The organism is Shewanella sp. NKUCC05_KAH, from assembly GCF_019345585.1.
GTDB lineage: Bacteria > Pseudomonadota > Gammaproteobacteria > Enterobacterales > Shewanellaceae > Shewanella > Shewanella oncorhynchi.
The window spans coordinates 39,026-52,529 of record NZ_JAHKQZ010000030.1 but is presented as its reverse complement, the minus strand read 5'-3'; the positions used below and the strand labels follow the sequence as shown (position 1 = coordinate 52,529).

Sequence of the window (13,504 nt, the reverse complement as noted above, 5' to 3'; positions counted from 1 at the left end):
CTTCAAATTCTCAATCCGCTATTTGCATAATAAAGTGTCAACAACCAGCATCGGGCTTGTTCAACACTGAGATAAGGTCGCGGCTACGCGCGGCCTATCCTTATTTGTTAGCAATATGGCTCCACGGGTTCTGCAAAACTAAATGTTCCGTTTAAATGCAACGATTTCGCTAGTTCAATCTTACAATTACTTTCAAAATAGTCCCCTTCTTCATCCCAAACATCTTTCATATCAAAATAGTCTTGGGATTGAAAACCCTCATTAAAACTAAAAAGGATAGTTTGAATATAAATCGCACTTGCTCTGCATGCATGAAAGAGTAAATTTAATAAATTTCTCTTTTTATCTTCTCCACCCTTATATTCCGGATTATCGATTACTGGAAAAACCCCGTGAGCAATGTGATTTCTTAGATTCCTAATAAAATGCAATCCTGCGCTATTATCGGTTTCCTTTATATCATTTATGCCATTAACTTTTAATGAAAAGTGCTTAATGTACTTTCCAAAGGTTATCTCTAAGTTTTTCATTATATGGAAGAAATTCTCAGGCAAAGATTCTTTATGGATAAGATCAATAACGACGATTGCTCTCATGCTTGGCTCTCTAAGCCTTTTATCTTTAGGCATGTTAACTACTGTGTCTAAAGAGTGATATTCCTTATCTATAAATCTATAAGCTTCGTCCATTGCATTTGTAACATACATAAAACGAGTTAAAGCTGTAGAGAATTCTGTAAAATGCTCTTTATCTAAAGCATCATCATCAACATCTGAAGGGCAATACACGTCTGACATTTCATCTCTATATCTCCACCACTCCATATCAACTTTTTTCAAATGGGAAGCAAGCTTTAGCCAGTCGCCAATAACTGATGTTTTAACTATTCGAACTGAGCCATGTTGAGTAAATTCAACCGAGTTTCCTAAATACCTGCAAAGTTCTGAAAGCTCAAAAAGATGTGACTCTAAAGGTTTATTTTTAATGCAAATTGGACACTTCGTCATTCAACACTCCGTATCGATAATATTGCTAACGTCTTGCACAAGAGCAGGCAAAAACGTGAAGTTTTGACTGTCCAAGCTACCAACTGGAGCGAACTGCTGCAACTTGCTAAGTTTTTTTGGGCCATAATTTTTGCTTATCTGGATGATGCCAAAAATTCACATGCTCGATAGAGTAATTAATTTCTTTCTCTATGGGCTGATTACAATATAAATGAGCTAATACACTACCGAAGATCATTACAGCTTTATACACTACACTCTGATGTATTAGGGTTCCCGAGTGACTAGATTCATTGCCCAGCCACTTAATTGATTCCAATGCAGATGCGCTGCTAGCAGATGTCTTTTTGAATATTTCAAGCCTATGATGGAGCATTATTGGTTTGGGCCTGCCTTTTTTACTTAATATAGCGATCCCATTTTTATCTTTTCGTTCTTGCTCTACCCCTTGTTCATTTAGTAGAGCTTCCACCCCAACACGTATTTTGTTCCCACAAGAGGCTGGATCGCTCCAAAACAGAGAAAAAGCTTCTTGAGCAATTTTTCGGATATTGTCAGGGTACTCTGCTTCTAAAGAAAATAATTGTGGAGCAGGATTAATATATATGGGAGTAAATAGCACTTCAACTTCAGGCTGATGCTCATCTGAAGAATATAACTCTCCTTCTAGGATCAATACACCAATTTCCTTGCAATCCCCATTCGTACAGGACAGATCAATTCTGAGCATTTCCTTGTGGAATGACTCCTCCCAGTAGTCGAGCTTCGATAATAAAACTGACTCACCAGTCTGGCGAGAAAGACAGCCCTCTATATCAGGAAGCATTTTACCTTTAACACAAGTAGGACAAAGGTACGCTGGAATAGACTGTTTTGAGTAGAGAAAGCCTGGTTTCAAAATGAATCATCCTTATGCGTAAACTTAACGTCTTAGTATTTATGCACTGCGCGTTTACCTCGTTAGGCCAGTAAAAACGCGTATAGTTAATTACTTGTAATAAAAGGAACTTATCAGTTCTTTAACAAATAAACCATGCGGAAAAACACAGATACGTGAGTTCCAAACCTAATATCTCAAGCAGTGTTTCAATAAGTCATTGATTACAAATGGCATATACTGGCACTAGCCCTGTAAAAGAGAAAAACTATTTTCGTTTTAATCCGTGAAATTTTACCAAATCGAATAATACTGTATACATAACAGCATCTAAGACTGAGTAGTTATGAATACAAAAGACAGTTTCTATGCCCGAATGTGAGGCGTAAGCAGGTAAGGCGGGGAACTTGTAACTAAGTGAATAACTGACCGACTGTTTTCATTGGAATAAACATTCTGACACGACCGTTGATTTCACAAAGAACCTCGAAACCATACTTAGCGTAAAATGATTCAGCTTGGCCAGTTAAGCAATCGACAACAATGGCATAAGCTCTCATGTGAGCGTTAATTTCCCAAAGATATTCTAGTGCTTTGATTAAGCTAGCTTTACCTAACCCACTACCATGAAACTCTTTATGGACAGCAAGTTGAGCAAGCAGAAAGACCGGAATGGGATAGCGTGGTAACTTTTTACCCATGGCTTGCGGCAAAGTATCACGGCAAATTGAACTTGGGGCGATAGTATAAAATGAGCAAATTGGATATTTTTGATTGGGCAATGGCGTAACAGCAGGTAAAACCATTGTACGGCTAATACCTGCTTGCATGTGTTTCGCTGCTTGAGTTTGGATAAAATCGTTTAACTCTGCTTCGCCACAGTCAAATGATGCTCTATCGTGCTGTGATTTATCCAATTCTTTAAAAGTCTTGGAATAACTCACTTAAACTCACCACGTTTAGTAAATGCTGCTGCTTCACGCAATGCCTTGTTCGGAGCCTTAGCCTCATCACAAGCCATTATGAATTGGTCGAATACATCAGCTTTAACAGTAATGCTTTCATGCTCAGCAATCACCTGAGTTGAATCTTCGTCCATTAAGCGAACAACGTATTCAGTTAAGCTTTTTAACCCAAGCAAAGCCGATGCTTTCTCAGCCTTAGCTTTGATCTCTTCATCCAAACGGATATCAAGTCTTGCAGTAGCCATAAAACCTCCTATCGTACGGAGTAAATCCGTAATGGATAGGAGTATAAAGTTTAAACAACCACAGCGCAACTTGTACGGATATAGTACGGATTCGATTGTTAGATTTGTGGGGGCTAACGCTTCGAATATGCAGCGCGGTGTTTACGTTCTAGCCATAATTTGTTTGTTAAAACTACCTTACCCATAAAGGTGTAACACGCTTTGTACCAATGGTCTACTTGCATTAATTCATCTTTATCGTTAAAAAAGAAACTAATGCCCTCGATTATTACAGACGATGCAAATTTTTTATCGTCCCATGATTGGTGATTATATTGTTCTTTTACTTTCTGAATACCTAATTTGGATTTTGCAATCATTAAAATCTCGTCTTTAGAAAGTGAGCTGTTCACAAATTGGGATAAAACAAAATTATTACGCTTTAATATAGGGTGAGCTTCGATGGTGTAACTATTCTTAATGAACCAAAAAATGAGGTAAATATTCAATAGCAAACTGAGAGAGAACAACACTTTTAGTAACATATACACCATCCCTGATTAGTAGTTCTAACGCCGAGTTCAGGCCGTGGGCCGTCGCGCCTGCAGCGAATTGTTAGACGTCACCGCGCCTAGTGTGAACTCTGTGATTGCTGCGTTCATCTGGGCGTAGATACTGCTCTCTACAACCGCAACTCCGTCCTTCTTGAGCCTAGCCACGAATACCTCCATGGCCGAACGAAGTGCAGACCCAAGATACTGCCGGAGATCCTGCTCACTCGCCAGACGCCAAACTGACTCAGGGATTTGAATGTCCGCAGTAATGTAACGACTTTTCTTAGCAAAGCGCACCCGATGAATTCCCTCAGGACCATAGGTGGAAAATTCTCCATCTACTCTCAAGACGGGCGCGTACTCATCTACCGCATCGCAGTGCGTAGAGGTGACGTGCTTTTCTAACGCGTGGAAGAGTTCTACTTTCAGACGGCCTATACCGCCATCTTGTGGGCCACCACACTCACAACCAATTGAGATTGGACTTTGCACATTCTTTCCTTAGACAGCTAACGCTAAGCTCAACTGCCGCCATGCAGCGCAAGCGGTATGGAGGTCAGTTGGAGCGCATTGTTAGCTTCAGACTCCAAATATACCTCAATAGTACCGAAATCAATTTTGCCGACTTCAACCAGCTCAGAGTGTATATTCCTCAGCATCTCAATTTTTTCAAGAATTTCAAAAAGTCTCTGCGAAAACTCAACTCTTTTGTCTGTGGATTTATCAATCGCGCTTAAATTGATTGATATTTCATATTTTTCAGATACTTGATATTGACTATGGTAGTCATAAGAAGAGTCTGTTTTCTTAAAAAAACAACGTTTTATAAAGTCCATAAAATCCATTGCCGTAGAAAATCTAGAGTCATGTTTTACAAGCCTCTCAATTTCTTTCATTCCATTCTTTTCTGATAGCAAATATCTGGCGTACAACGAATTGTGCATTGGAATTATGTTTGTGCCTTCTTTATTCACACTGGAGTCTGCAAGCAGTTGCTCATATATGTGGCGTACCTGATTATCAAGGTCTGCAATTTTTCTACCTGCAATGGTATCTTTAGATACCATTTTGTCATGAATCCAATATGCACTAATTAGATAAACAAAAATTATATTCAAATAAGAATCAAGCATTTCTATACAGCTCTTAACGTCTGTTTTTTCCAGATCGCTTACATCTATAGCGTTAAGAAAGACTCCAACACGTTTTTCAAATACTGAAGATGCATCAAGGGACTTAGAGTTAAGTTCATCTAAACGAGAATTGTGATCTCTATAGTATGTTAGGCTATCAATGACTGCTTGATATTTTTCGGATAAATCTTGAAAAATCTCAACATTTCTAGTTTCAATGAGTGCATTTATTACTGGGCGAATATCAGCCTGATATATATAAGTACTGTTAATTTGTATAATTGACGGCGGGAAAACATCCTCTTGGATGCTCGTCACAGGTAAATGCCTGACAATCCTTCCCTCTTTATCTCTTATAAGTGAAATATCTTCTTTTTGAAAGCGAGCATCCTTTAGACCCGCCTCTATGTCCGAACTTGTTAGTAGCGAGTACTTCTTTTTTTCACTCATACAATCTCTCTATAGTCGAATATAAAGCTAACGCCGAGTTCAGCGGCAGTTTTTAAGTTGTAGTTTTATGGAACACTTTTGCGCAGCAAAACCATAAAACCGCGAGTTTATAACAGTCCAGCGCAGGCACGAAGTGCCAGAGCGATGCTGGAACAGCTTGTTATGTTAACAATTTAGTGGGTCTATTCCTATGCTTCGCACATGTAAAAATCCTATAGGTTCAATAATGTATTTTTTACCATTTATAATAATGGATGGTAACTGGATAGAGTAGTTTTCCAATTTATACTCAATATCTCTTGAAAAAATACTTATTGACGCACCCGAATTAAAATACTTTTTACCGAATAGTGTGTTATAACCAAAAAAGGTATTACCGCTTATCTTTGATGTTGGATTAACACGGAGATATTCATCCTTATTAGCTGATTCACCAGAATTAGCATTTGAAATATTCTCTGGCCGTGTAATTAATTCAGTAATCTTTACATTCCACATTTTGTTTGTTGTATTATCAGTAATGACAATTTCGTCGCTCTCAAATTGAAAATATGTTCCAGATGGTGCAAGAATTGAAGCTGAAAAATAAAAATTCTTAAATCTCTCGTTTTTTGCTGAACTAGAACTAGATACTTCGAGCTCAATTCCCCCACTAAGCTGTATTGATATTTGATCCGCAGGGCCAGAACTTCCGCAGCCACTACTGTGTGTAACTCCTTCGCTATATATTGGCTTGTAGTAATCTCTAACTACAGGCGCACACGAGACAGATATTATTGAAAGAGAAATTATAAATACACATTTTTTGAAAAGCATATATGGCACACAATTTCCTTGGAAAAATAACGTCTTAGTACGCATGCGCGTTAACCTCATTAACAAGTAAAAAACGCGAGACGGCTAATTAACTGTAATAAAAGAAATTTATCAGTACTTTACCAAATACACAATCAGGAAAAACGTGCATGCACTATTTTAACTCTTCTTTTAGCTGCTCTATTTGCCGATCGATAGATGACACCAACGTGTCGGCTTCTTGGGCTGCTGCGACTTGTTCCTGAGCTAAGCTTTGTTGCCAGGTTGCACCGGCTAAGTTGTTATTCGCATACCGCCGACTTTCACGCAGATTACGTAAGCGCTGATCACGCGCAGCAATTACCCGCTTACGATCACCCTCAAGCCGAGTGATCTCTCAGGCAATACGTTGCTTCTCAATATAGGTACTGATTTCTTTTTTCTTATCAGAAGTAGCGTTTGAACCCACGCTTGATTTAGAAATGCTGTCATTGCTTTTGATAAAGCTACCAACTCCACTTAAATCAACTGGCTTGCTTGTTTCATCACAGGGATCAGCTTGATACTTTCCATCAGCACATTTATAGACTTCAGCATTAGCCGAAAAAGTAGGACAGACCGTTAACATCACCGCAAGTATTATTAAAGATTTTCTATCCATAGATCACCTCAATGTTGATAAACAGTAGATTACGCTTTCAGGTATCCAAAACCAATCCAAAAAAACGAGGTATCCAATAGGCATCCACGAAAATATTTTATTAATATTTATCAATCAACTAGATTAAAATCCGTTCTATCCAACATGGGTGCAATGGAAAAGGTTCTATCGATTGGAACAGTTGATATAACAGTGTTTTTACTCATTTTAGATTGAATCATTACTCTCACATTCTATTAAGCGGTTTTCACACATTTGTGCATTTGTCTAATTACTAAGTATCCTGTGAGGTACCCCAAATTATTGGATTGAGCACTCAAGATGGTGTTCCCAGTAATTGACTCGGGAACACGTACTGAACAACACACTACAAATGCGTCGTTAGGGTGAAGCAAAAAGTGAGACAGTTTGCAGCGAACATCGCACTTTTACAAAGTCAGCTAAGACGCTCAAGGCCAAGACGCCTTTTTGATAGCACTCCACAATGCCGAAAATAGCCATATAAAATGGGATTACGTAAGACGCGATGGGATAGAGAGTTGAGTAGCAACGCCTTCTCACAAGTTCAAGTGCAAATAAAAGTCGAGTTACTCCATAAAAAGACTAAAAAACTTTGCAGCATCGGCACTCATGAGCCACTATGAATGGGGCTAATGCAGCCCATTTTTGTATGTATGAGACGTAAAACAACGCTATTTGACGATAAGCGTCTTCCAAGCAAACTTATGAACCATCTACAAAACGGTCTAAACAATAAAGGACACGGTTATATGGAGCTTTAGCGGCCTATAACTCAGATAAATGATAAGAATATCTTTAAATTAGCCTCACATTTATAGCTGTCTCATCTAAGCTGATAGAGTGTGATCAAGATTGCTGTCGATAAGCAACTTTTCTAATAGCCTTAAGCAATGCCATTACTCCATGGTTTAGGCTCAAAAGAGGACAAACTTAGGCATGAACGTTAATTTTATTAATCCTTTCCTCCAATCTTTGCTCAATGTCATATCTACGATGGCGAGCATGGATTTGACGCCGGGCAAACCCCAAATCAAAGTAGATAACTTAGCTAAGGGTGATGTGTCCGGCCTAATAGGTCTTGTTGGACCCCAAACAAAAGGATCACTGTCGATTACCTTCGAACAAAAGCTTGTTTTGCAGATAATGCAGAATATGCTGGGCGAAAACCCAGGTAAAATTAACGAGGAAGTGACTGACTTAGTAGGCGAAATTACGAATATGGTGACTGGTGGCGCAAAAAATCTTTTGGGTCAAAAAGGCTATGAATTTGAAATGGCCACTCCTATGGTCGTATCAGGAAAAGGCCATACTATTTCCCATAAAGCTAATGGCACTAAGATTATCATGCCATTTACAAGCCCGCATGGTACTGCTTATATTGAAATATGTTTTGAAAACTAATAGCTTAAATGCATCAAGCCAGTCAGCTCAAAATACATTAACTATCCTGTCGCTCTGGATCTTATGTTTCATTCGCTTATTTAAAGCCAGATAACAAAGATCAGAACGGCTGGTTTAACGTAGCCTGAATTGAGGTATTTTTATCGTCCATTTTGCCGCCTAACACCAGTTCAGCACAGCTTCATCCTCAGGTCCAAAACATATTGCGTCGCCAACTGTGAACTGCAAACCACTATTTCGCTTATCTCAGCCCTACAGGTTCGACACATCTCCCGCTAACAAATAGCTATAATTCATAGTGTTATTTGCAGTAACCATTCGTGTAGAGGCAATTATTCATCCTGACACTTTACATAAAAGAAAACGGTGTTTAATCACCGTTTTCTTGCTAAAAAGTGTCCCAGAATACTTCCATTTGTCAGGGTTAAGCTAAGCAAACAGCAACCCTTGGCGTAAGCTTAGTAACTAATTCATAAGCGATAGTGCCGATATGTTCAGCGACTTCCTCCACGGGTAATGCCTTACCCCACAGCAATGCACTATCCCCAACTTTATCTTGTGCCCCTTGGCCTAAGTCAACAGTCAACATGTCCATAGAAACACGGCCGACTATGGGTACGCGGCGACCATTGACCCACACGGGTGTGCCTTCCGGTGCATTGCGAGGATAACCATCACCATAACCAATCGCCACGACACCTAAACGGGTATCTTGCTTAGCGGTCCAGAAACAACCATAGCCGACGGGCTGATTGGCTTTATGATCCCGTACCGCAATCAACTGTGATACTAATTCCATCGCAGGAACTAGCCCGTGATTCGCACCGCAATCACCAGTAACAGGAGATACGCCATAGAGTGCAATACCTGGACGGATCCAATCGCCTTGGCTCTGAGGCCAATACAAGGCACCAGCAGAGTTTGCTAAGGTTCTAAATCCGGGCAAGCCTGCCGTTAACGTATTAAAAGCCGCCATCTGTACTGAGGTATAGGTGTTTTCAGGCTCGTCCGCACAGGCAAAATGTGTCATCAAATGGATCGGTTTTGCCACATTGGGACAGGCCATTAACCTTGCGTAAACCGTTGAAAATTGTTCGGGCGTAAAACCTAAACGATGCATGCCTGAATCCACTTTAAGCCAGACAGTGACAGGTTTTGACAACACAGTTTGCTCTAACATTTCAAGCTGAGAACTGTGGTGCACTACAGTGTCAATATCATGCCCGACGAGTATCGAAAGATCGGTGGCACGGAAAAAACCTTCTAGTAATAACAAACGCGCTGTCACGCCGCCCGCTCGTAATTCTAAGGCCTCATCCAATCGTGCTAGGCCAAAGCCATCGGCACTGACTAAACAATTAGCGACATTCAATAATCCATGACCATAACCGTTCGCTTTAACGACGGCCATCACACGACTCGCTGGTGCCTGTTGACGCAACGCAGCGAGATTGGTTTGCAGTGCACTACTGCTAATTTCTGCACGGGGAAAAGGGTTCAAAATTTACCTTGTTTACTCAGGAAATAAAAAGTCACGGATATAAAAAAATACATCAATACAGCTCATCTTCTGCAAGCGCAAACTGACTGTTTTTAAACGTCAATTAATCTTCTTCAAACTGCGGCCCAGCATAATTATCGAAACGCGAAAATTGCCCTTGGAAAGTGAGCCGCACCCGACCAATGGGGCCGTTACGTTGCTTACCAATGATTATTTCTGCCGTGCCTTTATCTTGAGAATCGTTGTTATACACTTCATCGCGATAAATAAACATGATGAGATCCGCATCTTGCTCGATAGCGCCCGATTCACGTAAATCCGAGTTAACAGGACGTTTATCGGCCCTTTGTTCGAGCGAGCGGTTAAGCTGCGACAGGGCAATAATCGGGATTTCCAACTCTTTGGCTAATGCTTTCAGCGAGCGTGAAATTTCAGAAATTTCTAAGGTACGGTTATCTTTTAAGGCGGGCACCTGCATTAACTGCAGGTAATCTATCATGATCATAGATAAACCACCGTACTCACGGGCGATACGACGCGCGCGGCTGCGAACTTCTGTCGGGGTTAATCCCGAACCATCATCAATATACATTTTACCTTGTTCGAGCATGATCCCCATGGTCGATGAAACCCGCGCCCAATCTTCATCATCGAGCTGACCAGTACGGATTTTGGTTTGATCAACACGACCCAAGGAGGCCAGCATACGCATCATAATCTGTTCTGACGGCATCTCGAGACTGAAAATAAGTACGGGTTTATCTTCATTCATTGCGGCCTGTTCGCACAAGTTCATCGCAAAGGTGGTTTTACCCATAGAAGGACGCGCCGCAACGATAATCAAGTCGCCAGACTGGAAACCAGCGGTCATCTTATCCAAATCGTTAAAGCCGCTCGAAACTCCAGTCACACCGTTATGGGGGTTATTGTAAAGCTGCTCAATCTTATCAACGGTTTTTTCCAGAATGGTTTTAATGCCTTCGGGACCTTCATTAGCATTAGTTCGCATCTCGGCGATCTTAAATACTTTACTCTCAGCAAGGTCGAGTAATTCACCCGAGTCACGACCTTCTGGGTTATAGCCCGCATCGGCAATCTCATGCGCGACGCGGATCATGTCACGCACCACGGCCCGTTCACGGACGATTTCAGCGTAAGATAAAATATTACCCGCACTTGGGGTATTTTTCGCAATCTCACCTAAATAGGCAAAACCACCGGCATCTTCTAATTGGTTCTCAACTTCGAGCTGTTCAGAAACCGTGATCAAATCGATCGGTTGCCCTAAATCGACCAATCTGTGCATGGCAGAAAAGATCATCTTATGTGAGCGAGAGTAAAAATCCTCTTTTACTACAGCCTCAGCTACCCTGTCCCACGCTTCGGCATCTAACATCAAGCCGCCTAATACCGATTGTTCAGCCTCAATTGAATGCGGTGGCAGCTTGAGTCCATCAAGCTGCAAATCTCTTGGCTTACTTTTAGGCTTAAAAGCACCTTGTTGTGACATTAACGCTCCCGATTTCCAACAACTTAACAAAATATGATATAAAACCCGCGTCAAGCAAACAGGATGTTTACACTCGCCTGTTATTTCATTCCAACGGACACTCTAACAATCAATAAGGAAAGAACATGCGTATTGCATTGGTTGCGGCCTTAGTACTGACATCCGGCATAGCAACTGCCGACGAAGGACAATGGCAACCTTATCAAATGCCTTCAATTGCAGACAAACTCAGTGAACGCGGAATCGATATTCCGGCAGAAAAACTGGCCGATCTGACAAGTTATCCAATGAACGCTGTGGTTGGGCTGGGCTATTGTACCGCCAGTTTTGTCTCCCCCCAAGGGCTAGTTGTGACAAACCACCATTGTGCCTACAAGGCGATACAATATAACACTAAGCAAGAGCATAACTACCTAGAACAAGGCTTTTTAGCAACATCGATGGACAAGGAACCCTCTGCCGGTCCTAACGAACGCTTATACATCACAGAAGCAGTGACCAATGTCACCGCGCAAATCAATAAAGACCTCAGCCAAGACCCGCTAAGTCGTTACGAAGACATTCAAAATCACAGTAAAGCGCTCATCAAAAGCTGTGAAGCCGATGCTAACTATCGTTGTAATGTGCGCAGTTTCCATAACGGCTTAGAATACTACTTAATCAAGCAATTGATGATCCGCGATGTGCGCTTAGTCTACGCACCACCTGAAAGTGTTGGGGGCTATGGTGGCGATATTGATAACTATGAATATCCACGCCATTCGGGTGATTTTGCCTTCCTACGAGCTTACGTCGGAAAAGATGGCAAACCCGCCGCGTATAGCGACGATAACATTCCTTACCAACCAAAGAGCTACCTTAAGGTCAATGCCGATGGCGTAAAAGCCGGTGATGGCGTGTTTGTGGCGGGTTACCCAGGCACGACTAGCCGTTACAACCTGACCAGTGAACTTAAATTTGCCAGTGATTGGTTGTACCCAACCCAAGCTAAGCGTTATCAATTACAGATTGATACTATCGAGGCTATGGGACAAAAAGATGCCGATATCGCCATTAAGTACGCAGGTAATATGGCCTCAATGGCCAACCGGATGAAGAAACTCAACGGCCTATTAGCGGGTTTTAAAGCAACGGATATCATTGGCATTAAGCAAAGCCGTGAAGATAATTTTTTAGCTTGGCTTAAACAAAACCCTAAGCTAAATCAAAATCTCATTGCTGAGTTAGAAGTGTTACTCGCCGAGCAACAACAAGCATTCCAAAGTAATTACTACTTTACCAATGCCCAATCTAGCACATTGTTAACCGCAGCAAACAGCCTCTACCGTCTTGCTAAAGAAAAACAAAAGCCCGATGCCGAGCGTGAGCAAGGCTACCAAGAACGTGATATTGCTATGTTAAGCTCACGTCTTAAACGTATCGATTCAAGTTTTGATGTCACTGTTGATAAGACTTTGTGGCTACAGGATTTAAATGCTTACCTTAGCCAATCAAATCGCGTAGCAGCACTCGATGAAATGCTAAGTGTGAACTCTAAAGATGCCGATCTCGCAGCTAAACTCGATGGTTTGTACTCACTCACTACGCTCACAGACCAAGCTAAGCGCCTCGCGTGGATGAATGCCGATGCTAGCGCTTTCGAAACCAGTGCAGATCCCTTTATTCGTTTAGCCGTAGCACTTTACGACACGAATATGGCACAGGAAAAGTCAGAAAAAATCTTAGACGGCAAGCTGTCTAGTGCTCGCCCTGATTATATGGCGGCCGTGATCGAATACTACAAAGCAAACAACTGGCCAGTCTACCCTGACGCCAACGGTACGCTACGGATCAGCTATGGCATGGTTGATGGTTATCAATCACGTGATGCGCTCTATAAACAGCCGTTTACTCGTCTTGATGGCATAGTCGCAAAACACACAGGCGTTGAGCCCTATAATGCGCCGAAAAAACTCCTCGATGCGATTAGCGAACAACGTTTTGGCGATCATCTGGTGAAGTCGGTTTATCAAGATCCCCGCGGCTGGATTTGCAGACTCTTCTCTTGTTTAGATAAACCAGAGGAATTTAACTCAGTACCGGTTAACTTCTTATCCAGCGTGGATACCACAGGTGGTAACTCCGGCTCACCAGTCTTCAACGGAAAAGGTGAGTTAGTGGGCCTTAACTTCGACTCAACCTATGAAGCTATCACTAAAGATTGGTTCTTCAACCCAACCATCACCCGTGCAGTGCACGTGGATATTCGCTATATCCTGTGGATGATGGATGAAGTGGATCATGCCGATAACTTAATCCAAGAATTGGATTTAGTGAGAAATTAATACCTTGAGCTAAATCCGTTGCTCTAAACAAAAAGCCGCTCACTGTTATGCAGTAAGCGGCTTTTATTTGGGCTCGTATTT

12 protein-coding genes and 1 pseudogene are annotated in these 13,504 nt (G+C 41.5%); 2 read left to right on the top strand and 11 right to left on the bottom strand.

Going from position 1 to position 13,504, the window contains the following annotated elements:
- Nucleotides 1-107 precede the first annotated feature (107 nt).
- The 9 genes and pseudogenes from KO533_RS21050 to KO533_RS21010 form a co-directional block, all read right to left on the bottom strand.
- Entirely contained in the window at nt 108-1,007 is a 900-nt protein-coding gene (locus tag KO533_RS21050) for a hypothetical protein (RefSeq protein ID WP_219255990.1), read from the bottom strand.
- Nucleotides 1,008-1,113: 106 nt separating this feature from the next.
- On the bottom strand, nt 1,114-1,905 hold the full coding sequence (locus KO533_RS21045) for a DUF4145 domain-containing protein (protein WP_219255988.1): 792 nt from the start codon (nt 1,903-1,905) through the stop codon (nt 1,114-1,116).
- Between the two features lie 392 nt (nt 1,906-2,297).
- Nucleotides 2,298-2,828, bottom strand: a complete 531-nt coding sequence (locus KO533_RS21040) for a GNAT family N-acetyltransferase (protein WP_011847801.1) — start codon at nt 2,826-2,828, stop codon at nt 2,298-2,300.
- Nucleotides 2,825-3,094, bottom strand: coding sequence for a DUF1778 domain-containing protein (locus KO533_RS21035; RefSeq protein ID WP_012586779.1), 270 nt, complete (start codon nt 3,092-3,094; stop codon nt 2,825-2,827). The genes KO533_RS21040 and KO533_RS21035 overlap by 4 nt, the downstream gene beginning before the upstream one ends.
- Before the next feature lie 113 nt (nt 3,095-3,207).
- Complete coding sequence (locus tag KO533_RS21030; protein ID WP_219255986.1) at nt 3,208-3,618, bottom strand: hypothetical protein; 411 nt, start codon at nt 3,616-3,618, stop codon at nt 3,208-3,210.
- A gap of 36 nt (nt 3,619-3,654) precedes the next feature.
- Nucleotides 3,655-4,119 carry a hypothetical protein gene (locus KO533_RS21025; protein WP_219255984.1) on the bottom strand — a complete coding sequence of 155 codons (465 nt, stop codon included), beginning with the start codon at nt 4,117-4,119 and terminating at the stop codon, nt 3,655-3,657.
- A gap of 29 nt (nt 4,120-4,148) precedes the next feature.
- Complete coding sequence (locus tag KO533_RS21020) at nt 4,149-5,210, bottom strand: hypothetical protein (RefSeq protein WP_219255982.1); 1,062 nt, start codon at nt 5,208-5,210, stop codon at nt 4,149-4,151.
- 165 nt (nt 5,211-5,375) lie between these two features.
- A complete protein-coding gene (locus KO533_RS21015; RefSeq protein WP_219255981.1) occupies nt 5,376-6,071 on the bottom strand; it encodes a hypothetical protein in 696 nt (231 codons plus the stop codon).
- Nucleotides 6,072-6,180: 109 nt separating this feature from the next.
- Nucleotides 6,181-6,666: pseudogene (locus tag KO533_RS21010) on the bottom strand (hypothetical protein).
- 957 nt (nt 6,667-7,623) lie between these two features.
- On the opposite strand from KO533_RS21010, the gene KO533_RS21005 reads away from it, so the two are divergent.
- Nucleotides 7,624-8,088, top strand: coding sequence for a chemotaxis protein CheX (locus tag KO533_RS21005; protein WP_105251417.1), 465 nt, complete (start codon nt 7,624-7,626; stop codon nt 8,086-8,088).
- A 424-nt stretch (nt 8,089-8,512) separates the two neighbouring features.
- Here the strand turns inward: KO533_RS21005 and alr are convergent, their stop codons facing one another.
- Nucleotides 8,513-9,589, bottom strand: a complete 1,077-nt coding sequence (gene alr, locus KO533_RS21000) for an alanine racemase (protein WP_219255979.1) — start codon at nt 9,587-9,589, stop codon at nt 8,513-8,515.
- Between the two features lie 103 nt (nt 9,590-9,692).
- Complete coding sequence (dnaB, locus tag KO533_RS20995; RefSeq protein ID WP_105251415.1) at nt 9,693-11,099, bottom strand: replicative DNA helicase; 1,407 nt, start codon at nt 11,097-11,099, stop codon at nt 9,693-9,695.
- Between the two features lie 125 nt (nt 11,100-11,224).
- Between dnaB and KO533_RS20990 the strand changes: the two genes are divergently transcribed.
- A complete protein-coding gene (locus KO533_RS20990; RefSeq protein WP_219255976.1) occupies nt 11,225-13,423 on the top strand; it encodes a S46 family peptidase in 2,199 nt (732 codons plus the stop codon).
- Nucleotides 13,424-13,504: the final 81 nt, after the last annotated feature.

What these genes read in the sequence shown, in the direction of transcription:
- KO533_RS21050 (WP_219255990.1), bottom strand. Translation starts at nt 1,007, where the DNA reads ATGACGAAGTGTCCAATTTGCATTAAAAATAAACCTTTAGAGTCACAT.
- KO533_RS21035 (WP_012586779.1), bottom strand. Translation starts at nt 3,094, where the DNA reads ATGGCTACTGCAAGACTTGATATCCGTTTGGATGAAGAGATCAAAGCT.
- KO533_RS21030 (WP_219255986.1), bottom strand. Translation starts at nt 3,618, where the DNA reads ATGTTACTAAAAGTGTTGTTCTCTCTCAGTTTGCTATTGAATATTTAC.
- KO533_RS21020 (WP_219255982.1), bottom strand. Translation starts at nt 5,210, where the DNA reads ATGAGTGAAAAAAAGAAGTACTCGCTACTAACAAGTTCGGACATAGAG.
- KO533_RS21015 (WP_219255981.1), bottom strand. Translation starts at nt 6,071, where the DNA reads ATGCGTACTAAGACGTTATTTTTCCAAGGAAATTGTGTGCCATATATG.
- KO533_RS21005 (WP_105251417.1), top strand. Translation starts at nt 7,624, where the DNA reads ATGAACGTTAATTTTATTAATCCTTTCCTCCAATCTTTGCTCAATGTC.
- dnaB (WP_105251415.1), bottom strand. Translation starts at nt 11,099, where the DNA reads ATGTCACAACAAGGTGCTTTTAAGCCTAAAAGTAAGCCAAGAGATTTG.
- KO533_RS20990 (WP_219255976.1), top strand. Translation starts at nt 11,225, where the DNA reads ATGCGTATTGCATTGGTTGCGGCCTTAGTACTGACATCCGGCATAGCA.